The organism is Prevotella sp. E13-17 (assembly GCF_022024035.1).
In the GTDB taxonomy this organism is placed as follows: Bacteria; Bacteroidota; Bacteroidia; order Bacteroidales; family Bacteroidaceae; genus Prevotella.
The window spans coordinates 2,978,870-3,003,018 of the sequence record NZ_CP091787.1; the positions used below are offsets into that span (position 1 = coordinate 2,978,870).

At 51.5% G+C, this 24,149-nt stretch carries 14 protein-coding genes; 9 read left to right on the forward strand and 5 right to left on the reverse strand.

The genetic code is table 11. The features are described 5' to 3' along the window. The first annotated feature begins 97 nt into the window (after positions 1-97). Both L6472_RS11980 and L6472_RS11985 read left to right on the forward strand, forming a co-directional pair. Positions 98-10,726, forward strand: coding sequence for a LamG-like jellyroll fold domain-containing protein (locus tag L6472_RS11980; RefSeq protein WP_237805398.1), 10,629 nt, complete (start codon positions 98-100; stop codon positions 10,724-10,726). Between the two features lie 3 nt (positions 10,727-10,729). Beyond that, entirely contained in the window at positions 10,730-11,530 is an 801-nt protein-coding gene (locus L6472_RS11985; RefSeq protein WP_237805400.1) for a hypothetical protein, read from the forward strand. A gap of 94 nt (positions 11,531-11,624) precedes the next feature. On the opposite strand, the gene L6472_RS11990 is transcribed toward L6472_RS11985, so the two are convergent. Next, entirely contained in the window at positions 11,625-11,795 is a 171-nt protein-coding gene (locus L6472_RS11990) for a hypothetical protein (RefSeq protein ID WP_237805402.1), read from the reverse strand. A 19-nt stretch (positions 11,796-11,814) separates the two neighbouring features. Continuing rightward, complete coding sequence (locus L6472_RS11995; RefSeq protein WP_237805404.1) at positions 11,815-13,887, reverse strand: hypothetical protein; 2,073 nt, start codon at positions 13,885-13,887, stop codon at positions 11,815-11,817. Positions 13,888-14,492: 605 nt separating this feature from the next. Here L6472_RS11995 and rplS point away from each other — a divergent pair. Next, positions 14,493-14,858, forward strand: coding sequence for a 50S ribosomal protein L19 (gene rplS, locus L6472_RS12000; RefSeq protein ID WP_237805406.1), 366 nt, complete (start codon positions 14,493-14,495; stop codon positions 14,856-14,858). Between the two features lie 59 nt (positions 14,859-14,917). On the opposite strand, the gene L6472_RS12005 is transcribed toward rplS, so the two are convergent. Beyond that, positions 14,918-15,097 (reverse strand): hypothetical protein, encoded by a 180-nt coding sequence (locus L6472_RS12005; RefSeq protein WP_237805408.1) that lies wholly within the window; start codon positions 15,095-15,097, stop codon positions 14,918-14,920. Between the two features lie 90 nt (positions 15,098-15,187). On the opposite strand from L6472_RS12005, the gene glf reads away from it, so the two are divergent. The 5 genes from glf to L6472_RS12030 are packed head-to-tail and all read left to right on the forward strand — an operon-like array spanning position 15,188 to position 20,663. Further along, positions 15,188-16,312 carry a UDP-galactopyranose mutase gene (gene glf / locus L6472_RS12010; protein WP_237805410.1) on the forward strand — a complete coding sequence of 375 codons (1,125 nt, stop codon included), beginning with the start codon at positions 15,188-15,190 and terminating at the stop codon, positions 16,310-16,312. 56 nt (positions 16,313-16,368) lie between these two features. After that, complete coding sequence (gene aepX / locus L6472_RS12015) at positions 16,369-17,673, forward strand: phosphoenolpyruvate mutase (protein ID WP_237805412.1); 1,305 nt, start codon at positions 16,369-16,371, stop codon at positions 17,671-17,673. After that, positions 17,670-18,803, forward strand: coding sequence for a phosphonopyruvate decarboxylase (gene aepY, locus L6472_RS12020; RefSeq protein ID WP_237805414.1), 1,134 nt, complete (start codon positions 17,670-17,672; stop codon positions 18,801-18,803). The genes aepX and aepY overlap by 4 nt, the downstream gene beginning before the upstream one ends. Positions 18,804-18,822: 19 nt before the next feature. Beyond that, entirely contained in the window at positions 18,823-19,542 is a 720-nt protein-coding gene (locus L6472_RS12025) for a phosphocholine cytidylyltransferase family protein (RefSeq protein WP_237805416.1), read from the forward strand. Beyond that, positions 19,539-20,663: a 2-aminoethylphosphonate aminotransferase gene (locus L6472_RS12030; protein ID WP_237805418.1), complete on the forward strand. Its 1,125-nt coding sequence runs from the start codon at positions 19,539-19,541 to the stop codon at positions 20,661-20,663. The genes L6472_RS12025 and L6472_RS12030 overlap by 4 nt, the downstream gene beginning before the upstream one ends. Positions 20,664-20,700: 37 nt before the next feature. Here the strand turns inward: L6472_RS12030 and L6472_RS12035 are convergent, their stop codons facing one another. Together L6472_RS12035 and L6472_RS12040 are read right to left on the reverse strand one after the other, a co-directional pair. Then, positions 20,701-22,044 (reverse strand): adenylyltransferase/cytidyltransferase family protein, encoded by a 1,344-nt coding sequence (locus tag L6472_RS12035; RefSeq protein WP_237805420.1) that lies wholly within the window; start codon positions 22,042-22,044, stop codon positions 20,701-20,703. Then, positions 22,041-23,117, reverse strand: a complete 1,077-nt coding sequence (locus tag L6472_RS12040; protein ID WP_237805422.1) for an alanine--glyoxylate aminotransferase family protein — start codon at positions 23,115-23,117, stop codon at positions 22,041-22,043. Before L6472_RS12040 ends, L6472_RS12035 begins: the two co-directional genes overlap by 4 nt. Positions 23,118-23,226: 109 nt before the next feature. Between L6472_RS12040 and L6472_RS12045 the strand changes: the two genes are divergently transcribed. Continuing rightward, on the forward strand, positions 23,227-24,144 hold the full coding sequence (locus L6472_RS12045; protein ID WP_237805423.1) for a phosphorylcholine transferase LicD: 918 nt from the start codon (positions 23,227-23,229) through the stop codon (positions 24,142-24,144). Positions 24,145-24,149 lie beyond the last annotated feature (5 nt).

Consider the following 24,149-nt stretch of genomic DNA (forward strand, 5'->3'; position numbering starts at 1 on the left):
TTGGTGCTGACAGCGGCCACAAAATGCCATTTGAATCCATACTACGGAAGCCACCGTGACACCATTCTACATAGACTAAATCTATAAACTGAACATAATGAAAAAACCCATCGAAAGAATTAAACGAGAGCGACTAATGTTGCTTCTGATGCTTCTTACCTGGCTGCTGCCACAGACGGCTGTGGCCACGCATGTTGACGACACCTGGAAGTATCAGGTGATGCTCAACGGGTCGAACACCATCCGCATCTCCGCCCCCGTCTATGACATGGACGGTGCCGACTGCTGGGTGGACAACGGCAACCTGAAGGTGACGTGGACCGACGACAGCGGGACCCACACCGAGACCTGCTTCCACTGGCAGCGCGACGGCGACACCGACAACGACAACAAGGACATCTGGATACACTTCCGCACCGACGTGGGCGGCAGCATCGAGGTGACACAAGGCAACTCCGCCAGCTACTTCACGCTGACCAAGGCCGACGGCGACATCCAGCGTCTGGTCTATCGCAACTCCGACGGTAAGACCTTCAACGTCTATGCCGTGTGGCGCGTGCCCTACGACCTGCTGGGCAAGGACCTGAAGTTCTCGTGGGACGTCCACCGCAACGGCAACAGCCGTGATGCCATGAATGTTCCGGGACTGGAAGACGTGCCTGTCTCTATGCCGCCAGCCCAAGACATTATTACCCCGCAGGTGACGATGGCCACCCTTTCCTACAGCGAGAGCGGCAAGATAGAAGTGCCCTGGTTCATCGCCTCCGACAAGCTGACGGCAGCGCGCTATGAATACACAGACCAAAGCGGTAAAAAGGTCACTCAATCCATGCCCACCAATGCCAACAGCGGTACGATCTACCTTGATGCCACCGTGCCCCACGATAACTTCCGCATTGTCGTGAGCTATAAGGACAAAGATGACAATGCGATAGAAAACATCTCATCGGAGGTTCAGAACCAGCCGATGGTTCATGCTCCGGTAGGCCTCACAGCTATACCCACCGGCAACAGCAAGGCGGCAGTCAAGCTGGAGTGGACCATTCTCTACCCGAACACGGACGACCTGACCGACGCCGACTTCTTCGAGGTGCAGCGCTCGCTGACGGGCAAGGAGGAAGACTTCGTGACCATCGCATCGGAGCCCTTCGTCATCGACCCCGACAACATGAAATTTGAATTTACCGACAGCACGCTCGTCGAGGCCATCGTCAAGGAACAGCTGAAGAAAGGCGGTACACTCGACAGTCTGACCTACCGCGTGCGCCGCATGATCAGCCAGAACTGGGGTTGGGAGGGCAACAACTGTGCCCAAAATACCTTATGCTTGGTCGATGACATCCACCTGCTGCGCATCGCCTCGTACGATGCCCGGTGGGAGGACGAACGAGCCCACACCGTGCGCGTCTCGTGGAACTATGCCAACGAACGCAATGCCGTATGGGACAACCGAGCCGCACTCAAACTGCGCATCCTGATGAAGAACCGTGCCGGCGAACCGATAGATTCCATGCTCTACACCCTTACTGACGACGAACGCCAGCAGCGCTACAAATTAGTGGCATTCACGAGACCTTGCGTGGACTACGACATCAAGCTCTATATCGAACAGGGTGCATCGCCCATAAACACATGGGATGGCATAGAACCCTATTTCTTCCCCATCCGCACAGAAGCCGACTGGGAGACCTTCCGCAACATGGTGCAGGAGGCCAAGGGCCTGTACGACGTGAACGCACGCCTCTATGCCGACATCAATGCAAGAAGCCTCATAGGTCCAACACAGAATCTCGCATTCCGAGGACATTTCGATGGTAACGGCCATACGTTGAACTACGATTATTGGAATCCTCTTGACAATATAGCACCCTTCCGCTTTGCCTGGAATTATACCATCGAGAATCTGCGTGTCACGGGCAAAATCCAAGGGTATAACCACTGCTCCGGTCTTGTTGCCAGCAGCAATGCCACCAGGGGCAGACGAAATATCATCAGTAACTGCCAAGTCTCTGTCACGGTGAAAACCGACAGAACACATATCGGCGGTTTCATCGGTCATGGCCACAATACCAGCCATACCATCACCAACTGTCTTTTCGACGGCACACTAAGAGCTGGTTCCGGCATGTATGCCGGAGCATTCCTCGGTTGGGAGGAAAGCGGCAACAGCAACACTTTCTTCAACAATGTGGAGAACGGAAGTTTCGAAGGCTTCCCCAACACCAATATGAGTTGGACTCATATCGGAAGCGGTCTGGCCAATGTTACAGGAGCATCCGCGAACTGCTATCACCTGACGGAGTTCCTGCCGAAAGACGAGACACAGACCTTTGTTGCTCCCACAGTAGGCGAAATGCTGAGCAGCCTCGGCGATGGTTGGCAGGAAAAAGACGGGAAAGTGGCACTCCGCTTCACGTCGTATGCTGAGCCTCCTGCCTCGTATCCCACTCCCACGCTGCCCACCTTCCACTACGAGAGCATAGGCAAGATAGACCCGACGCTGAAGACAGAAACACGCCAAAGCAGCGTGCTGCTCGTCTGGGAGACCGACGGCAACCCCATTGACTTCTTCACCGTGCTGCGTCGGCCGAAGGGAACCGACGATAGTGCATGGAAGGAAGTGGAAACCAATATCGACCAGCTGAGCTACGAGGACAAGACCGTCTCGCCCTTGGAGGACTATGAGTATAAGGTACGCGCGACCAACGACTGTGAGGGCGTGAGCTTCACCGAGACGCAGGTGGCACAGGGTGCCTGCAAGCACACCGGACTCTTGGAGGGCTATGTGCGTTTCAACGACGGCACTGGCGTGCCTGACATCTCCGTGGAGGTGGTACCCGAGAGCGGCGGTGAGAAGAAAACCGTGAAGACCGACCATACCGGCTACTTCATGGCCGACTCGCTGTCGTACATGGGGCAGACGAGTGTGGTCTATGTGGTGACACCCGTCTCCGAAGGTGGCATCAAGCTGGAACGCGATTCGTACAGCGTGACGTTCAACAACGAGAGCAACCACCGGCAGGTACATGAGTTCACCATCACCAACGGACTGGGCTTCAGTGCCTATGTGATGTATGAAGGAACGAGCATCCCGGTCAAGGGAGCTCACTTCCTGGTGAACGGCCGCCAGCTGCATAATGCCGCAGGACAGCCGGTGGAGACCGACTTTGAGGGACGCGCCGACTTCCAGGTGATGGGCGGCATACGCGACACCATACAGGTAGTCATGCAAGACCACACGTTCGTCAACAACGGCTACTACAAGAGTGCCGACGGCGTGGTGCTGGACGACAAGGTCGCACAGACCTATTTCTACGATGCCACGCTGGTGAAACTCACCGGACGCATCGTTGGTGGCAAGGACCAGGGCACGCTGCCACTGGACAACAACCTCTCGCGCAACAACCTCGGTGACGACCTGACGATGGTGCTCACCCTCGAGGGCGACAACACGTCGTGGCTGGTCTATGATAACCAAAACCCGGCAAAGAGCTCACGGCAACTCACGTTCGACCACCCGGGCGGCAAGGGCCACAAGACCATAGCCGACGTGCAGCGTAAGCGCATGGTTGTCAGGCCCGACTCGGTGACCGGCGAATATGTGCTGATGCTGCCGCCCGTACGATGGAAGGTGCAGCAGGTGTATTGCGAGGGCTATCCCACACTGTTCCAGGACGGACAGGTGAGCGAGGTCATCGACCTGACGGAGAGTCTCACGCCCGACACCGTGAAGTATGAGGGTACCTTCGTCAGTGCAGACGGCATCAACGTCAGCCAGCCCGAAGAAACCTATAACTACCGCTACGACCGCATCTACCATGCCCCTGTGGAGATCACCTACCGCCAGGTGGGCTACGACACCTTCGACTATTTCGGCGACAAGAGCTATGTCGCCATGACTGCCGGAGGCGACAAGGTGACCGTGCCACTGGCCTATGAGGCCATGAAGGAATACAAGGAGTATTTCAACCCCTTTGACCATTACACCCATACGCCCAAACTGACACCAACAGATGCCAGCCATGTAAAGGCAGGAGCGGAGTCATACAAGATGATGTTCGACGGCAACCCGAACACCAAATGGTGTGTCGTCTCCAATACATCAGGGTGGTGGGTAGAATTCAACACCGAAGCGCCATGCAGCCTCAAGTCGCTCAACCTGACCACTGGCGACGACACGGAGATTTACGACGGTCGTAACCCCAAGGCCATGCGCTTGCTTGGCAAAGCCAATCAGGACGATGAATGGACGACTCTGATGGAGATCGCCGACAGCAAAATGGGAGCCTTCAACTGTCAGACATATAACTTCAATGTACCCAACCACACCTTCTGTCAGTACTTCCGTCTGGAGGTCCTCAGTTCGACATGGGGTAATATCGGAACCTACGAAGGCTATGAGCTTCAGCTGAGTGAGCTGTCGCTGACCTGTCGAGGCAAGGAAGACAATGATCCTGCCGAAGACCATGGACCAGAGCCTGTCATGGCCGGCACTGCCGACTACACCTTCGGACACCCCGTGTTCAGTTTGGAGCGCAAGTATCCCATCGAAATTCAGGTTGGCGAGCGCTATATATATAATAATGATGAGCGCACGGGAAAGGTTGACTTGGTGAAGATTGGTGGCGGACGGGTGACGGTTCACAATGGCTTGAAGGACGGAGTGAACCAGCAGTTCGTCGATCTGGACGAGAATGGCCAGGGCCGCTTCTATCTGGAGGCCGGGCAGACCACACGCCTGCTGACCGGCGAGAATGCCGTGAAGACCGTGACGATGACCCTGACCCAGGACGGCACCACCTACGAGGCTGAACCTCTCAAAGGATATGTGCTGAACATGTTTGCCATCGGTAACAACAAAGATGTGCTCGTCAATGGTCAGCCACAACTCATCGACATCCTGCGCGACCCGCCGGGAGGAAGCAGCACGGCAACGCTGTCGAAAGGCTCGAAGTTGAAATATAACTACACGCTCGATATGAGCCTCCATTCAGGACTGGCACTTTCGTGGGCATCGGGCACCACACTGGAGAACTATCAGGGTGCCGTAGCCGCGGCCGGCGGAATAGGTCATACCAACGGCATCATCAACTCCTCTAATCTGGAGAAAGTACTGGAATTTGAATATGCCTTCGATATGCAAGGCCATCGTGCCTTTGCCTACACGATGAATGTGACGCAGGACATCACCACAAGCAGTGCAGCCACCATGGTGGGGGCCGAAGCTGACCTCTATATCGGCATAGTCCAAAACATCATCGTGACGCCCATGAGCACCATCAGGGCCATACCCGACAGCATCTACCAGCACATGCTGGGTCGGTTGGGCGGCAGTACTACGGCAGGCATCACCAACAAGTATGGCTCGCTGGTACACATTGCCGAGGGACAGGACCGAGAAGGTAATAAATACCACCTGGTGCGTGACGAGTCGATAGGCTACGGACCGAAGATAGAGTCGCAGTTTATACACTCCCAGAAGTACATTCTCAACGAACTGATTCCCGCCAAGGTGAAGGAACTGCGCGAACTGATGTTCATCGGCACCGCCGAGGAAGCACAGCGACAGGCTGATGCCACAGGCAAGCCCGTCTATCGTTCGCTCGTACCGGCTGACAGCGAAAACTTCGGACTGGTCAATACCAAAGGCGATGAGATATTCTACTACACCAGCACCATGCAGCCCGTGGACAGTATGAACTATGTCATACATGTACCTGCCAGCGTCAGCGATACCCCCTCTGACGAGGTGGCCGAGATAAACCAGGTCATATTCAGCTGGGTACAGATGATAGCCCAGAACGAGCGAGAGAAACTGAATGCCACCGATTTTGTGGCTAACTACGACATTGACGGTGGTACGAAAGTAACCTACGCCGAGCAGTTCGAGAGCGAATACTCCATTTCTAACTACTACCACCTCCCGGGCATTATCTCAGGCAACTATTTTGATGAATCGGGCGCCGATGCCTCGCTGGTCGCCAGTTCTATCTTTGGCATAAGGATTGTTTCAAAAATAGTCAAGTCCCTGTGGGGAAAAGTCAACACATCGGCAACGGCCAGCTCGTCAGAGTCGTCGGACAATAAGAACCCGGCCTTCTCGTCGAAAATGGCATTCTTTGGCAAGACATTTAAATTCAGCATCCTACCCACGCTAAACTATAGTGTCAAGGATGTGTCAGGAGAGACTAAGACCTTCAGCAGGAAGGAGAGCTTCAACATCAGTATGGACACAAAAAGCCATCTGAACATCGATCTCTATCGAACGCTGACCGATGCAAAGTATGTGAAAGATGTCAGCCAATTCGATGTGTTCACGGAACAGAACTTCAACAATATGACCGATTATGTGGGAGGCTACCTGAGTCGTGACAACGATATGCAGAATGTGCGCTATGCACGAGGATTCGTCTATCGTACCCGTGGAGGTGCCACCTGCAACCCCTATGAGGATGAGCGCAAAACCTTGTTCTATGACAGAGGGCGCATTCTCGACGAACGGACTAAGAAGATCAGCAACCCGAAGATTATGCTTGACAAGCAGAGCGTGAGCGGTGTGGCTATCGGCGACCCCGCACGCTTCAAGGTTTACCTCACCAACGAGAGCGAACAGCCCGAGGCGGCCACCGGCGGACTGACGATATTCACCTTCATCCAGGATATGGAGTCTAATCCCAAGGGCGCCAAAATCTTCATCGACGGAGCACCGCTGACGGGTACGGGCATGACCGTCGTGCTTTTCCCCGGCAAAGTCATGGAGAAAACAATGGAGGTATATGCCGGTGAGGAATTCGACTACGAAGGTCTGAAGATCGGCGTTGCATCGCAAGGCGACTTCGCCAACACACAGAACTATGTGAGTTTCGACGTGCACTACCTGCACGAGGCAGGACCGGTGCTCATCGCGCAGCCGGGCGACAAATGGGTGATGAACACCAATGCCCAGTACGACGACCGTCGAGGCTGGTTCCTGCCCGTCACCATCAATGGTTTCAACAAGCACCAGCACAACTTCGACCACATCGAGTTCCAGTATAAGGAATCGCTGAGAGGTGAAGACTCATGGACCAATCTCTGTTCCTACTATGCCGACTCGACTCTGATGGCTCAGGCCAGTGGCATGCGCGAGATGATACCCGAGAACGGCAACATCACCACCCACTTCTACGGAGAGGGCACCGTGATGGAGAAGGCCTACGACCTCAGGGCCGTGCTGTACTGCAGAAACGGCAACTCGTTCCTCACAACGGCTTCGCCCATCATCAGCGGCGTAAAGGACACACGCCGCCCCCAGCTGTTCGGAACTCCCGAACCAAAGAGCGGCGTGCTGACGCTTGGCGACAACATCATCTTCAACTTCTCGGAGGACATTGAACACAACTACCTGAGTTCCATCACCAACTTCGAGGTGAAGGGTGAGGTGAACAACGACAACGTGACGGAGGCCGTCTCGCTGCATTTCGACGGCAAGGCCAGCGTGGAGACCGAGGCACGTCGCAACTTCAGCGGCAAGAGCCTGACGGTCGATCTGATGGTGAAACCCGATGAGACGGGTCGCGACATGCCCATCTTCTCACACGGCACCAACGGAAAGAAACTGCAGTTGTGGCTCACGGGTGACCTCAAGCTGAAGGCTGTCATCAACGAGAATGAATACCTCTCTGACTCATCCATCGTGAAGGGAGCCTTTACGCAGGTTGCAATGAGCATCAACAAGGAAGACAGCACGCTGACATTCTATAACGGCGGCAAGCAGATTGGTGCCTGCGCCATGAAAGAGTCCTATAACGGAACGGGCACGCTCATCTTCGGACGCACCAACGAGAACGACCCCACCGAAAGTAGCTACTATAAGGGACGCATGATGGAAGCCCGACTGTGGTATCGAGCCATGACGGGCGGACTGATCGGTACCACCTATGGCTCGAAACGCCTCACAGGCTACGAGATGGGGCTCGTTGATTATTATCCGATGAATGAAGGCACGGGCAACTACGCTCTCGACAAGACACAGGGTGCCAATGCCGAACTGAAGGGAGCCTCGTGGGCCATGCCTCGCGGATTGTCACTGCGCGTAGAGAATGACGACAAGGGCATTGCCCTGACACAGGATGCCCTGAACCGCACGGCAGAGCAGGATTACACACTGATGTTCTGGTTCAAGACCGATGCTGAGGGTCGCGGCGTACTTGTTTCGAACGGCGCCGGACGCAAAGAAGAGATTAATGCCGAAAACCAGTTCTGTCTGGGCTTCGAAGCCGAGAAACTGCGCTATAAGACCCACGGCATGACCGTGGACATACCCGGTGACTGGAGCGATGGACAGTGGCATCACTTGGCCATGACGGTAAACCGCGCGTTTAATGTGGCCAATATCTATGTGGACCAGATACTACGGTCCACGTTTGCAGCCGACTCTCTTGGCGGCATCAGTGGCGGACACCCGCTCATCGGCGCCGCACGCTACGACGAACCCGGTCAGGAGAGTGCTGTTGCCACCGTTGACACGCGCAACTGGCTGACAGGTAATATCGACGAGATATGCTTCTTCGCACAGGCCCTGCCGCAAACACTCATACAGAACTATGCCACAAGGAGCCCGAAGGGCGACGAAGCAGGACTGCTGACCTACCTTGCCTTCGACAGGCAAGAGCGCCAGAAAGACAACGACCTGGAGATGGTGGCCTATCCGTACAGCAAGAAACTCTATCTGGATGACAATGGCAACGTGCGCTACGAGCTCGACCCCGTGACAAAGGAGCCGACAGATACCTTAGTACGCGACTATGTATTCACAGCTTCGCCCGAAGAAATCATCACCCGTATCACCAACGAGACGGCAGCACCCGTAGTGCCCAATGAGGAACTGAAGAACCTGAACTTCAATTTTGTGGGCAAGGACAACCAGCTGTATGTGGGTATCAACGAGAGTAACGCCCGCCTGAACCGCCGTAATATCTATGTGACGCTGCGCGACGTGGAAGACCGAAACGGCAATGCTATGGCCTCACCACAGACGGCCAGCTACTACGTGACGAACAGCTCACTGCAGTGGATGAGCAACCGCTACTCGCAGTCTGTGACCTACGGCTACGGAGAAACCATCTATCTTGTGGTTGCCAACAACAGCGCTGCCAGCCACATGTACACCATCGAGAACTGTCCGTCGTGGCTGACGTTCGACAAGTACACCGACCGCATCGCTCCGCAGGACTGGGCATCCATCCAGGGAACGGTGAACCCCGACCTGAACGTGGGCACCTACGATGAGATTCTCTACCTGACCGATGAGGAAGGTGTCTCAGAACCGCTTTATCTGACAGTGACCGTTGAGGCTTCCGTGCCCGATTGGGCATGGAACGTGGACAGCGAACTGCTGGAGAACTCGATGAACATCATCGGACGTGTGTATGTAAACGACCAGATAGACATCGAGCCCCGCGACATCGTAGGAGTGTTCGACCGCAACAACATCTGTCATGGCTTCACAAGAGTGGAATACTCTGCCAAGACCAGCGAGAGCAACGTCTTCCTGACCGCCTACGACAGCCTGGCCCAAGGCCGTGAGCTCTACTTCAAATTGTGGCAGTACTCCACGGGCCTCGAGCTGACGCTGACGGTGAACGACAAGCAGACAATGACCTTTAAGGCAGACTCCGTCGCAGGACTCGACAAGCCGGTGATATTCAAAGGTGGCACGAACTATGTTCAGATGATGAACCTGAGGGAAGGCTGGAACTGGGTATCGTTCAATGTAAAGAACGAGCAGATGGAAGATCTCGACCTTCTCCTGGGAGGACTGCCTTGGCAAGAAGGCGACATGCTGACGGAACTGAACGGACAGACCACGTTACTCTATGAGAACGGCCACTGGCTGTCATCCGAAAAAACTCAAGGTCTCAAGTTGACGCACAAGACTGCCTACGCCGTGAAAGTGGCACAGAATATTCAGTTCCCCATTGCCGGCGAGTTGATAAAGGCTCTGGACGAGCGCACCATCTGGGTTGGCAAGGGTTGGAATGCCATCGGCTACACACCGATGCTGAACCTGCCCGTGGAGACTGCACTTACCGACTACTACGATAAGGCCGAACCCGGCGATGTCATCAAGAGCCACGACCAGTTTGCCTACTTCACCTTTTCGGGCGGTGCAGGACGCTGGCGCGGCAATCTAGAGTACATGAAACCCGGCGAGGGATACATGCTCCTTCGAAAAGGCAGTGGGAAGGTCAGCTTCCACTATCCGTTCTACGAACCCGGAAGCACTTTCCTCGACGAACGGGCCATGACCAACAGAAGTGCCGTTGCTCCTACACATACCAAGACAACCATGACGGTGAGTGCTGTGATAGACGGCGTCGAGACGGAAGAAGGAGACGTCTTGGTCGCTTATGCCAATGGCGAGCGCATGGGTGAGGTAACGCTACACAGCATGTCCGACGAAGAGGACGCCGAACCGCTCTACATGAGCATTGGAGGGGATAGGCAGACCGACATTTGGTTTGCTATTGAACGCGACGGCGAGATTGTCGCTGCCACTGGCGAGTTGATGGTATATAAACCCAATGCCGTCATCGGAAGCCCTGACGAACCGACCCAGATCAGTTTCGCCCGTGCAGACATGCCCGCTGGCAAATGGTACACCATCAGCGGCTTCCAGCTGTCCAAGCGTCCCACTCAGCAAGGAGTATATATCTTCAATGGTAGAAAAATCGTAATCAGATAAACTATGAACAAGAAAAACATCTTATATTCAACCGTTATCCTGCTGGCAAGCCTCACCTTTGAGGCTTGCGGCAGCGATGACGAGCCGAAGACCGATGGCTACACCGTCACCACAGTAAGCGAGGCCCCAACATGGCAGATTGACTGGCGGGGCAACGAAGAGCGTCCCGACTGGCAGGAGCCAGACATCGAGAACTATGAGAACTGGAGCATCATAAAGGTGCAGATTGAAGATGCACTGATACCCTATACCAGCACCGACGACCTCATGGCTATCTTCGTGGCAGACGAGTGCCGCGCCGTACAGGGCCCCGCCCTCGTTCTGGGCAGTCCAGAGCAGAACACCACAACCTATCTCCTGAAGGCATGGGGCAATGAGAACGACGGAGAACAGCTGGTCGTCACGCTGAAGTATTACAATGCGCAGCTGAAGCAGGTGTTCGCCCGCACTGCTACAATTACCTATCTCATAGGCAGAGACATCGGAGTGGGCACCGACTTCATACCCCAGCTCACCTATGGCTCTTCAAAGTACCCAGTAGTACAGACTTTCGACATCACCGCCCTGTTTGTCAAAGCCTCCATCACACCTGCCGTCGATGATCTCATCGCAGCCTTCGTAGGTGACGAGTGCCGCGGTGTCAGCAACAAGGAGAGTGATGATGGACTATTGACCATCTTCGGACGAAAAGAAGGAGAGAACATCACTATTAGATATTACCAAGCTGCCACCGGCAAAATCTACACGTTCCCGGATGTCACCAAGATGGATAATAAGCAACTTTCAAGCATCACATTTCAATAAGCATATTAGAAACAATCGTGCCGCCATTCGCAGTGAATGGCGGCACGATTTGTTTCATCCCCCTTTCCCTCCCCTCGGGGAGTCAGGGAGGGGATTACTCTTCTTCCTCCTCTTCCCAAACAGAATAGTTTCGGTATTGACGAGATCCAATGTCATCGACGTTTGTGATTTCCTGTTTCTCATCTACTTGAGCAGACACACATATCATCTGATGAACTTCTACGTTCAACACGCTGGTTGTAGGCGCAATATATTTCTTTTTCATAATCGTGATATCCTTTCCTTTATTTTATAACTACCTTCTTTCCATCTACAACGTACAGTCCCTTCTTCAAAGAACCATTCTTGGCAAGCTTTCGCCCGTCGAGAGTGTACCATGTGGCGGTAGCAAATTTTTCACTGTTCACTTTTAACTCATCCCTTACACCAGTTGCTTCGTCATCGCCGAAGAGAGCATTCAGTCGAGCGTTAGAACCACCCGTCAAGTCAAGATAAGCCTTCGTTGCAGGGAATGCCAACGTAGCGGGGTCAAACGTAGCGAACACCAGAGGATAAGTGTTCTTCAACATAGCATAGTAGGTGTGATCTGTTTCACCAGAGAAGACAGTGCCATCGGCATTTACCTTAAGCAGGTTGGTAGCACTGATATCATTGCCAGAAGCCACGACTGGGATGTTATAGCTCTCATCTGCGGTTCCTTCCATTAGCAAGCCCATATTGGCCTGCACAGCCTCCGTCACCTCATCGAAGCGTATGTTGACACCATCAACGCTCGTTGCCTGATAAGCTTTCAGTCCTTCTGGCAGATTTGACAAGTCCAAAGCATACGGGGCTGCAAAAGTAGCATAGCCATTATTGTCGAGTGTTGCTGTGGCAGTAGCATCACCAGTCTTAACAATATACAACCAGTCAACATATTGGTTATTATCACCACCCTGCATATAAAGGTCTGTTGTTTCCATAAGGGTGAATTCACCAGAAGTTTGTTCTAGATTATAGCCCTTACCGTTAGCAGAGAAGAAAGGATCTACATCATCGCCTTTATAGAAATTATGAATAGCTGTACGATCACCGGAACAACGATTTGATATCGTTAGAGAATACTTACCTGGAGCCAACGTCACAAATTTTGTTTTACTACTAGCATAGCCGCCCGCACCCATTGAGCAACGAGTATCAGCAGCAGAACCAGTTCCTTGAGTAAATAGATTCTCTGCCTCCTCAAGGAATACAACACCGGTAACAGGAGTAGCTGGTTGAGAATAGGAATGATTAACAACTTTGCCATTAGTATCAAGTGTAAAAGAAGTTTTATAAGCGCTGGAAATGGCAGGTGCCTGATATAATGTTCCTTTATGATTAATCACTTGCTTATAGTGATAATTCACATTCTCATCTTTGTAATAGGAGCCTGATGTCAGCTCCTCAAGGAAAAGATCACCAGCTTTAGCATTGACCGTGTATGAATAAGTAACTTTTGCAGTCATAGTAAAGCTAACTGATGGATTTGAACCATTCACCTTAAAAGAGCCTTCATAATTATCATAACCTTCAAATGAAGCAGTAAAATAATATGTATTACCATCCACTAAGGTACCATTAGCAATAGATGTTTGTCTTTGATCATCACTATAAATTGTTATGTTTGGAGTAATTGTACCATTATTTGCCGTAAATGAGGCTGTATATAACAATTCTGACGTATATTCAATAACAAGCTGAGAAGCATTGGCATGCTGATAACCGGCAAGTTGCAGATCTATAGGTTTTGCATCACCCGCTTGAATTCCAATATAAACTGGTGTTCCAGCCGATGCACTCGAAAGTCCTGCAATATACGAGGTAATATCGATATCTGTCGTCGTTGATGCAGGAAACGATGCCAAGGTTGTTGAAGTTATGGATTCAGGGTTAGAAAAGCCATAATTTCTCGTATTATTACTACCGTAGGAGAAAACTTTTGCATTATGATCTGCAGATTCATTTTGAAGAGTTGCAGTTTTTCTTGATAGATTTGAATTTAATCCCGAAAAAGAATAAATATTAATGGGGTCATTTTGTCGATTGGAGCCAGTTGCCTTTGAAATAGTGTAGAGCCTTAACTTTGCACTTTTAACTTTAGTATTATCAAACTTACTATCGAGTAGAAACTTAATCTGAGCTTCGCCATAATTACCACCTGCACTATGCACATATAATTGAGTAACAGGTTGGTTAGCCCCATTATTAGTTCCACAGATATTATAAGACTCAGCGATATTTATATAAACAGTTTCATCACCCCAAACAAAATTAGTCCCCCACACTATGAAAAAGCATAGTAGGAAAGTAACTTTTAATAAAAATATCCTTTTCATAATTAGTTAATAAATAGTTGTTAGAATATCATTAAATAGTAGTCCGCCGTAGGTTACAGGCTCCACGAACAGCCTGTCAGTTAGAGTATATATATCATAGACATCTTCAATTGTTATCAAATTTCGGGGATAAAGGTACGAATTAAATCTGAATACACAAAATTATTTAATGCATTTTTGAGTTTCGCACCCCCAAAAATATGTTCGTAAAATAGTATGTTCGTCTGTTCTTTCAGTCGCTCCGCATTCTTGCCTTGCAAGCGTCACCCTTCGGGATGCCGAGCGGGTGAAAGCGGCAGAGCCGAGCGATTCTGTCTTTATTATTCCGTTAGTATGTCTTTAAAAGTAAAGTATGTTAGTAAAAAAAGTATGTTCGTCTGTTATTATGTCTTTATTATTCTGTTATTATGTCTTTACCTCCGTTATTATGTCTTTTAGTTAAAAAAACATAAATACGGAGTTAAATAGCTGTTTTACAGCACCGTGTATCGACAAAAAGCAGTACCTTTGCACCCGCTTTCCGCGTAATCGCTGGCAGGAAGATAGGAGAGTTGCCTGTTATGTTGCGTTGGAACGATACAACAACCAATTAATTACAAAAAGAAATGAATTTAATTAAAGTTGCTGAAGAAGCATTTGCAACCGGCAAGCAGTTCCCTTCATTCAAGGCTGGTGACACTGTAACTGTCGCTTACAAAATTATCGAGGGTTCAAAGGAGCGTATCCAGCTCTATCGTGGTGTAGTTATCAAGATTGCAGGTCACGGTGACAAGAAGCGCTTCACTGTACGTAAGATGTCGGGTACCATTGGTGTAGAGCGTATCTTCCCCATCGAGTCGCCCAACATTGATAGCATCGAGGTAAACAAGGTTGGTAAGGTTCGCCGCGCCAAGCTGTACTACCTGCGCAATCTCACGGGTAAGGCTGCCCGCATCAAGGAGAAGCGTTCTGCTATCAAAGCGGAAGATTAAGACTTTCCCCTTCGAAAAGAATAAAAGCATCGATTCCCATAGTGGAGCCGATGCTTTTTTTATTCGCCATAATTGCTTTTCCCGTCAGCCTCGCCGTGAAGTGCATCGCGGAAGGTGTCCCAATCCTGAAAGCCTGCCAACAGCGACAGACGGTCTAACGTCTTGTGATTGGGCTTCTTGAGCAACTCCTTCTCTACTGCCTCCAACAGTTTTCGGAGTTCAAAATGTTTCTTTTCCATAAGGGCACTAAAATTTTCGGCAAAGTTAGAAAATTATTGTGAATATTTTGTAACTTTGCAGCAAAATATGACAAAACACCCATAAAAAAAATGGCAGACAAGCACTACGACTATCTGATTGTTGGTTCAGGCCTTTTTGGCGCCACCTTTGCCTATAAGGCACACAAGGCGGGTAAACGTTGTCTGGTCATTGACAAGCGAGCACACCTTGGGGGCAACATCTACTGTGAAGAGGTGGAGGGCATCAACGTGCATAAGTATGGCGCCCACATCTTCCACACGTCGAACAAGACGGTGTGGCAGTTCGTGAACAGCATCGTGGATTTCAACCGCTACACCAACTCGCCAGTGGCCAACTACCAGGGAAGACTCTACAACCTGCCATTCAACATGAACACGTTCTGTCAGATGTGGGGAGTCACGACACCCGACGAGGCACAGCGCATCATCAACGAGCAGCGCGCCGAGGCCCTGGCACACATGGAAGGCGAGCCGCAGAACCTGGAGCAGCAAGCTCTGTCGCTGGTGGGACGCGACATCTATGAGCGACTGATCAAGGGTTACACCGAGAAGCAGTGGGGGCGCCGCTGCACAGATTTGCCCGCCTTCATCATCAAGCGACTGCCCGTCAGGATGGTGTTCGACAACAACTACTTCAACGACGACTACCAAGGCATACCTATAGGTGGCTACAACAAACTGATCAACGGACTGCTGCAAGGCATTGAGACACGCACGGGAGCAGACTTTTTCAAGGAGCGCAGCTACTGGGAAGCACAGGCTCACCAGATTGTGTTCACCGGGCAGCTGGACGAGTTTTTCGACTACCGTTTCGGTGCGCTGGAGTACCGCACGGTGAACTTCGAGCAACAAACGCTGGACACTGCCAACTACCAAGGCAACGCTGTGGTGAACTATACCGATGCCAACGTGCCCTACACACGCATCATTGAACACAAGCACTTTGAGTTGTTTGGCGACCGTGTGTACAGTGTGCCCAAGACGGTCATCTCGCGCGAATACAGCACTGAGTGGAAGCTGGGCATGGAGCCCTACTACCCCATCAATGATGCACGCAACAATGCCATTGCCGAACAGTATCGCACACTGGCACAACAGTGCAAAAACGTCATCTTCGGCGGCCGACTGGCAGAATACAAATACTATGACATGGCTCCAATCGTAGAAAAAGCACTTGGAACACCCTTATCTTAGTTTTTTTTATTACCTTTGCAGACTATAAACAGAATATTAATACTTTAAACAACAATATGAGCAAGAAGATTTACCTTGGCATGATTGCCGACATTATGCACCCCGGACTTATCAACATCATCAACGAGGGTGCAAAATACGGCGACTTGATAGTGGGTCTATTCACCGATAAAGCCATTGCACAGCACAAACGTCTGCCATACCTGACTTACGAGCAACGCAAAAGTGTGGTAGAAAGCATCAAAGGTGTGAGTCAGGTAGTGCCACAGGACGAGTGGAGCTACGCAGAGAACCTGCGCAAGCTGAAGCCCGACTACATGATTCATGGCGACGACTGGCAGCAAGGTGCCGACAAGGAACTGCGCGAAGAAGCCATCGAAGTGATGAAGGAATGGGGCGGCAAGGTCATTGAGATACCATACACCAAGGGTATTGAGTCGTCGTCGCTTGACAAGGAAATCAAAAAGATAGGCACGACACCCGACATCCGACTGAAGTCGCTACGCCGACTGATAGACGCCAAGAACGTGGTGCGCATCTTGGAGGTGCACGATGGCCTGTCGGGACTCATCTGTGAGAACTTAGAGGTGAAAAACGGACTCAACACAGAGCGCTTCGATGGCATGTGGAGCAGTTCGCTGACCGACTCCACATCGAAAGGTAAGCCCGACATTGAGGCTGTTGATCTGACGACCCGCATGCAGGACCTGACCAACATTCTGGAATGCACCACCAAGCCCATTATCTACGATGGTGACACGGGCGGAAAGCTGGAGCACTTTGTCTTCACCGTGCGCACACTGGAGCGCAACGGCATCTCGGCTGTCATCATCGAAGACAAGGTCGGGTTGAAGAAGAACTCTCTCTTCGGAACCGATGCCATACAGACCCAGGACACCATAGAGCACTTCTGCGAAAAGATTCGTGCAGGCAAGAACGCACAGGTGACCGACGACTTCATGATCATCGCTCGCTGCGAGAGTCTGATTGCAGGCAAGAGCGTTGACGATGCCATCGAGCGCTGCTGTGCATACATAGAACAGGGCGGTGCCGACGGCATCATGATTCACTCAAAAGAGAAGACGGGCGACGACATCCGTGAGTTCTGTCGTCGTTTCCACGAGTTGCACCCCTACGTGCCCATCGTGGCTGTGCCCACCACCTACAACCACTTCCGCGAAGAGGAACTGGCTGAGTGGGGCATCAAGGTGGTGATCTATGCCAACCACATGCTGCGCGCTGCCTACCCCGCCATGGTCAAAGTGGCATCAAGCATCCTGGAAAACCATCGCTCAAGCGATGCTAACGACCTGTGCATGCCCATCAAACAGATTCTTGAACTTATTCCCGGAACGAAATGATAGACGTTAAAGAAGCCTACGAGGCACTTATTGCGAGCGGCATCGACATGTTTACCGGTGTGCCCGACTCACTGTTGAAAAACATCTGCGCTTACATCACCGACACGGCACCAAGCAAAAAGCATATCATCGCTGCCAACGAAGGCAATGCGGTGGGAATTGCTGCCGGACACTATCTGGCCACGGGCAAGCCAGCCTTGGTCTATATGCAGAACTCTGGACTGGGCAACACAGTGAACCCGCTGCTGTCGCTGGCCGACGAAAAGGTGTACAGCATCCCAATGGTGCTGATGATTGGATGGCGCGGCGAGCCCGGCGTGCACGACGAACCTCAGCACGTGAAACAGGGCGAGGTGACGCTGGCACTGCTTGACGCTATGCAGATTCCTTATATCATCCTGGAGGATGCCAGCCAGATCAAGGCACAGGTGGAACTGTCGATGGAGCGAAAAGCACCCACAGCCATCGTGATTCGCAAAGGCACGTTTGGCAGCTATAAGCTGAAGAACGCGCGCAGCAACGACAACCCGCTGAGTCGTGAGGAGGCCATGAAACTGGTGGTGGACCACCTGAAGGACACTGACGTCATCGTATCGACAACAGGAAAGCTGTCGCGCGAGCTATTTGAATATCGCGAGGCCAAGCAGCAAGGTCATGGTCATGACTTTCTGACCGTGGGGTCGATGGGTCACAGCAGCAGCATCGCACTGGGCATCGCACTGGAAAAACCCGACCGCCGTGTGTTCTGCTTCGATGGCGATGGCGCCTTCATCATGCACACTGGTGCACTGGGCATCGTGGCAAGCATGAGCCCCCGCAACTACTTCCACATCCTGTTCAACAACAACGCGCACGAGAGTGTTGGCGGACAGCCCACCATCGGCTATGAACTGGATGCGGTGACAATGGCAAAGGCCAGTGGTTACAAACAGGCCATGAGGGCAACGACCCGCGAGGAGATGATTGCTGCGCTGCAGCAGTTGGAAACCATCGAGGGGCCCGTATTGCTGGAGTTGCGCGTAAAGATTGACTCACGCGAAGACTTGGGACGCCCCACCACGACACCTATCCAAAACAAGGAAGCGTTCATGGAGGAACTGGGTGCGCCTGTGGCGCAAGATGAGAGATGAGAGGTGAGAGGTTTTTATTATGATTAGAACTGCTGTAATTATGGCTGCGGGCATGGGGACCAGATTTGGGACTATGACCGAGGAACGGCCTAAGGGATTTATAGAAGCTGGCGGCAAGGCAATGGTGGTGCGAAGCATCGAGACATTGATAAGCTGCGGCATCGACCGTATCATCATCGGTACGGGCTACCTGCGCGAAGCCTACGAAGAACTGGCAAAACAATACCCACAGATAGAATGTTGCTTCAGCCCTCGCTATGCTGAGACAAACAGCATGTACACCTTGTACAACTGCCGTGAGATGATTGGCAACGAGGACTTCTTGCTGTTGGAGAGCGACCTTGTGTTTGAACGCCGTGCCATCACGGCACTGATGGAATGCAAGCATCCCGACGTGATGCTGATCACGCCAGTGACGAAGTTCCAAGACCAGTACTACGTGGAGAGCAACAACGAGGGAATACTGACCAACTGCTCGGTGAACAAAGACGAGCTGAACTACAAAGGCGAGTTGGTGGGCATCCACAAGCTGAGCGCTGGGTTCTACCAGAAGATGTGTGCCGACTACGAAAAGAAGGTGGACGAACTGCCCAAACTGGGCTATGAGTACCAGTTGCTCTACATGTCACAACACATCAGCCCTGTCTTCGTGCTCTGCGAAGAGGGACTGAAATGGTACGAGATTGACGACATTGACGATTTGAAATTTGCAGAAGATCATATTATTCAATACTTATGAATATTAAAAGAAATGTCCTGCTGAACCCAGGACCCGCCACCACCACTGACACAGTGAAGATGGCACAGGTGGTGCCAGACATCTGCCCGCGAGAGAAAGAGTTTGCCGGCATGATGAAGCAACTGCGTACAGACTTGCTACGCATTGCCCATGCACCAGCAGAGAAGTTTACATCCGTGTTGTTTTGCGGATCAGGAACCATCAACATTGACATCTGTCTGAATTCATTGTTGCCTGAAGGCAAGAAAGTGCTGGTGGTCAACAATGGTGCCTACAGCAGTCGCGCCGTAGAGATTTGTCAATACTACGGTCTGCCGCATATTGACCTGAAATCAAGCGTCTTTGAGCGTCCCAACCTGAACGCTGTGAAGAAGGCCTTAGACGAGAATCCCGATGTGGCAGTGGTTTACACCACACACCATGAGACAGGTACAGGCATTCTGAACCCTATACGCGAAATTGGAGCCATGGCTCACCAGCATGGTGCCATCTTCGTGGTTGACACGACGTCGTCATTGGGCATGATTCCCTTCGACATGGAGGAGGACAACGTGGACTTCTGTATGGCCTCTGCACAAAAAGGACTGATGGCCATGACTGGTCTGTCGTTCATCATTGGTAATGAAGCTGAGATTCGCAAGAGTAAGGACTACCCCAAGCGTTCTTATTACTGCAACCTGTATCTGCAGTACGACTTCTTCGAGCGTACCGGCGAGATGCACTTCACGCCACCTGTGCAGACCATCTATGCCACGATACAAGCGCTGAAGGAGTATTTCGAGGTTGGCGAAAAAGAGAAGTTTGCACGTCATCACCGTGTCATCGAAGCCATCCATAAGGGCTTGGCTGAGATGGGACTGAAGGAGGTGATAGACCGCGACATCCAGTCGGGACTGGTGGCCAGCGTGCTCTACCCCAATGATGAGAACTGGAACTTTGAGCGTGTGCACGACTACTGCTACGACCATGGTTTCACCATCTATCCGGGCAAGATTTCTACCACGAACACCTTCCGCCTGTGTGCGCTGGGTACGATAGACACACCCGATATTGAGGCGTTCTTCAAAGTGCTGAAAGAGGGATTTGAGAAATTAGGCATTCAGATTCCTGCCAAGTACTAAGCAGGAGACCATATAACAACAAAAAAAGATACGGCCATCAGATGATGACCGTATCTTTTTTATGATAGAAGTCGCTGATGACTGCCACGATGGCGTCTGACGTTGCTTCGTCAACATAGCCAATCGGACGGCCTGACTGAACTGCCTTCATGAAAGAAAGCAACTCGTAGCGTAGTCCTTCGCCATCGAGCTGATAGAAGTATCGACGGTTGTTGGCGGGATTCTCATAGCGGATTTCAAAATAATCGGTCTTCCACCATGGTGCTGGTACATAGATATACCCCTTAGTGCCGGAGATGACCAGCGAGCCTTCGGACTTGACGCCCTGCCCCACTTTTAACGAGGCTACGGCATGGGGATAGGTGAATGTGACCTTCGTGAAGGCATCGAAGTCGCTATCATTTTCAAGGAGATGAGTGGCTATCGTCTTGCTGAGATAATCAACACCCAGCAATTGGAAGATGGGCAACATCGCTGTGGGGCCCCAAGCACCAATGCTGTTCCAAAGATGGGCGGTCTTGTTCTTCTCGGTAGCCTCGAAACCTGCCAAACTGGTACAGGTAGCATCTACCGAAACAATATTGCCAATGGCACCGCTCTTAGCCAACAGCACCAGACGGGAGTAGGCCATGGAATAGGCGGTCTTTAGGGAATCGACCAGCAGACAGCCTTTGGTGCTGGCCAGCACACGAAGCTCGCTCAGCTCTTCTGGAGAGATGGCTATGGGCGACTCGCACAGCACATGACGACCTTGACTCAGGATCTGCTTGATATGTTCATAGTGACAACGAGGGTTGGAAATGACAAAAACAGCATCGCTCTTTTCTATCAGTTCATTGAGCTGGCTCATGGGCATCACCCGTTGGCGGAGGGATTCTGACAGCATGGTGGCATCGAGGGTACAGACACCACTGATCTGCATGCCATTGACAAAGTGGCTCTCGCGTTCTATCTTATTTAAGATAGGTGACTCGCCAATCATTCCCAAGCGAAGGGCATGCTGCTCGGTGCGCAGCTCGGTGCTTGATATACCCTCGGTGCGATCGAGATAGACCACCTCACAATACTCTTTCAAGTAATCGAACTTGCCACGCCAGTCACTGCCGACAGTGAAGATATCCACTCCGTAACGACGGATGTCGTCGATCTTCTGTCCTTCGTATTCCTCAACGATAATCTCATCGGCAAGGCCTGTGGCACGAACAGCCTCAATACGTTCCATGAGCGACTGCTCGACATTGAGCTTGCCGCGCTGCTGGTCAAAACTGTCGGCCGTGACACCCACAATCAGATAGTCGCCCAGCGCCTTGGCGCGCTCAAGCAATCTGATATGACCGTAATGCAACAGGTCGTAGGTTCCGTATGTGATGACTTTCTTCATTTGATGAGTCCACGTTTTTGCATGTCTAACATCGCATTGATCAGCGTCGTATTGTCATCTGTTGTCAGAGCGCCTAAATGTCCTACACGGAACACACGATCACGAAGATCGCCACCATTGGGACATATCCATATCTGGTATTCGTCTTTCAAAGTCGTGAAGATATCGTAGGCCGACATGCCTTGCGGCGACAATGCCGTGACACCATTCTGCGGTGAGGTGGTGAACATCTTAAAGGGCAGTGGAGCCACCTTCTGACGGAAATCCTGAGAGAGCATCTTCATGCGACTCAGTTCGCTCTCGACGCCTCCGGCAGCCTTAATATCGCGCAGACGCTGATTGATTTGCAGCAGGGTACCCACAGCAGGTGTAAAGGGGGTCTGACCGCGCTCGCCATTCTTCAGAGCCGACTTCAAATCCAGATACATTGACACAGAATGGTTCTGGTTCACACGCTCTAAGGCACGGGGCGACAAGACAATCAACGAAATGCCCGGAGGACAAGCAAGCGCTTTTTGAGAGCCTGTAATCATCACATCAGCGCCCAAGGAGTCCATATCAAACGGATCTGCCAAAAAGGTACTGATGGCATCGACAATCAGCAGTAATCCATTCTCCCGACAAAAGCGACCAATCATTGGCATATCGTAGAGAACGCCTGTAGATGTCTCGCCCATATTCACCAGAAAGGCCGTGTATCCTTGATTAGCAAGGGGAGCTAAATGGGCTTCCGTCAGCGGCTGACCATACTCAAGACTGATTTCATGATGAGGTATCTGATGAAGCTGCAGCAACTCTACAAAGCGATGACCAAACGAACCACCATTGACAACGATGGCCTTGTCCTTCGGTGACAGGACATTCATCACCGTGGCTTCCATTGATGCCGTTCCGGAGCCAGTCATGAAGCATACGCGACTGCCCTGCGGTGCATGAGCAAACTCACTGACAAGACGCTCGTTCTCAAACATGATCTCAGAGAACTCTGGTGTACGAAAATAGGGCACTTGCTCACTGCCGATAGCACGAACGGAATCGCTCGACATCACTGGTCCAACCGTAAAATTCAGCATTATTCTTTCTTCCTTTTTTTTATTTCGCTGCAAAAATACAAAACTTTTTTGAACACTGGACTATATCTATGAAAAAATGATTAACTTTGCAACAAAAATAAGGTTAGCCATGCACAAAATAATAGAAAAACCAGGTTACGAACTTGACGAGACTTTGAAAGCGCTGTGGCAGGTGCAACTGGACCTGTTGGAAAAGTTGATTGATGTATGCCAGCGTCATAACCTGCGTTGCTGGGTGGACGGAGGCACCATGTTAGGGGCTGTTCGCCACAAGGGCTTTATCCCCTGGGATGACGATATTGACATCGCCATGATGCGCGAGGATTACGACCGGCTCAACGAGATTGCTGCACAAGAGTTCGACCACCCTTTTTTCTATCAAACGGCTTATAGCGACACCGACTACTATCGCAGTCATGCGCAGTTGCGCATGGATGGCACCGCTGCTATCCGTCCAAGCGACTGCTTCCAACCATTCCATCAAGGCATCTTTATAGACGTGTTCCCCATTGACGGTATTCCCAGAGACGATGCTCGCGTGGACGATGCGCTGAAACAGAGTCGTCGCATCTTGCGCTTCCTGAAAGCTAAGAACACACGCATCTGGGCTTCTGGACGCATCGGACTGATTGGCCGCAAGTGGCGGGCACGACGCGAGGTCAAACGACGCGGATGGAGCACCATCTTTCGCGAAGCGGAGGACCTGTACCGCCAATTCCCCGTGGAGTCGAATAAGTACATCGGAGAACTGTCGTTTACTGGTAAAGACCTTGTCTATCCGAAGGAGATTTATGACAAGACGCTGTGGCTGGACTTTGAAGATATCAAGGTGCCAGTGCCCGTGGGATGGGACACCTATCTCACCATTCAATACGGCGAAGACTACATGATACCGCTCAAAGACCCCACGCTCCATGGGCAACTGATTATCGATGCGCATCGTGACTATCGCGACGTGCTGCCTGAAGTTCAGAGAGCGTATAGCAGCTCGGTCTTCAAGCGACTTTGGAAGAAAATCATCAAATAGCTTTT

What these genes read in the sequence shown, in the direction of transcription:
- L6472_RS11980 (WP_237805398.1), top strand. Translation starts at nt 98, where the DNA reads ATGAAAAAACCCATCGAAAGAATTAAACGAGAGCGACTAATGTTGCTT.
- L6472_RS11985 (WP_237805400.1), top strand. Translation starts at nt 10,730, where the DNA reads ATGAACAAGAAAAACATCTTATATTCAACCGTTATCCTGCTGGCAAGC.
- L6472_RS11990 (WP_237805402.1), bottom strand. Translation starts at nt 11,795, where the DNA reads ATGAAAAAGAAATATATTGCGCCTACAACCAGCGTGTTGAACGTAGAA.
- L6472_RS11995 (WP_237805404.1), bottom strand. Translation starts at nt 13,887, where the DNA reads ATGAAAAGGATATTTTTATTAAAAGTTACTTTCCTACTATGCTTTTTC.
- rplS (WP_237805406.1), top strand. Translation starts at nt 14,493, where the DNA reads ATGAATTTAATTAAAGTTGCTGAAGAAGCATTTGCAACCGGCAAGCAG.
- L6472_RS12005 (WP_237805408.1), bottom strand. Translation starts at nt 15,097, where the DNA reads ATGGAAAAGAAACATTTTGAACTCCGAAAACTGTTGGAGGCAGTAGAG.
- glf (WP_237805410.1), top strand. Translation starts at nt 15,188, where the DNA reads ATGGCAGACAAGCACTACGACTATCTGATTGTTGGTTCAGGCCTTTTT.
- aepX (WP_237805412.1), top strand. Translation starts at nt 16,369, where the DNA reads ATGAGCAAGAAGATTTACCTTGGCATGATTGCCGACATTATGCACCCC.
- aepY (WP_237805414.1), top strand. Translation starts at nt 17,670, where the DNA reads ATGATAGACGTTAAAGAAGCCTACGAGGCACTTATTGCGAGCGGCATC.
- L6472_RS12025 (WP_237805416.1), top strand. Translation starts at nt 18,823, where the DNA reads ATGATTAGAACTGCTGTAATTATGGCTGCGGGCATGGGGACCAGATTT.
- L6472_RS12030 (WP_237805418.1), top strand. Translation starts at nt 19,539, where the DNA reads ATGAATATTAAAAGAAATGTCCTGCTGAACCCAGGACCCGCCACCACC.
- L6472_RS12035 (WP_237805420.1), bottom strand. Translation starts at nt 22,044, where the DNA reads ATGAAGAAAGTCATCACATACGGAACCTACGACCTGTTGCATTACGGT.
- L6472_RS12040 (WP_237805422.1), bottom strand. Translation starts at nt 23,117, where the DNA reads ATGCTGAATTTTACGGTTGGACCAGTGATGTCGAGCGATTCCGTTCGT.
- L6472_RS12045 (WP_237805423.1), top strand. Translation starts at nt 23,227, where the DNA reads ATGCACAAAATAATAGAAAAACCAGGTTACGAACTTGACGAGACTTTG.